Origin of the sequence: Cupriavidus oxalaticus, from assembly GCF_038900635.1 — a bacterium.
GTDB lineage: Bacteria > Pseudomonadota > Gammaproteobacteria > Burkholderiales > Burkholderiaceae > Cupriavidus > Cupriavidus oxalaticus_B.
Genome location: NZ_JAYMRX010000087.1, coordinates 1 through 455, shown reverse-complemented (window position 1 = coordinate 455; position 455 = coordinate 1). Strand labels below are relative to the sequence as shown.

Sequence of the window (455 nt, the reverse complement as noted above, 5' to 3'; positions counted from 1 at the left end):
GTAATGGAGAAAAGATACATCACAGCGACAAATAAATTTCCACGAGCCATTGCCATGATTTTATTAGCTATCATTTTATCAAGCTTTTGCATATGCAATGCTGTCGCTAAAGCAAATCCACCAAAGAATAAGAAAATGGTTGGATCCGCAAAGGCTACTAAAGCTTGTTTAGTTGTCACCAAGTCAAGTGCAATCGCAAGCAAAGGCACTAAGAGTGCAGTAACCGTTACATGTAATGCTTCAGTTAACCAAAGAATCGCCACAAAGGCTAATAATGCTAAACCTGCATTTTCCTTAGGTGCAAAAGGTAAGGCTTTTAACAAAATAAAAAAACAGGCTATCGCCAGAAGAAAGATAATCCCACTTTTATAATTTTTTGTTGTGTTTGTTTCGTTCATGAGTCCATCCAAACTGATTACAGATGAACTATTTGCGATGTTAAATGAATGTTACAA

General features: G+C 36.3%; 1 protein-coding gene. It reads right to left on the bottom strand.

Going from position 1 to position 455, the window contains the following annotated elements:
• A partial coding sequence (locus VSR71_RS35070) for an SLC13 family permease (RefSeq protein ID WP_342917919.1) occupies nt 1–398 on the bottom strand: 398 nt, incomplete at its 3' end.
• Between the last annotated feature and the right edge of the window lie 57 nt (nt 399–455).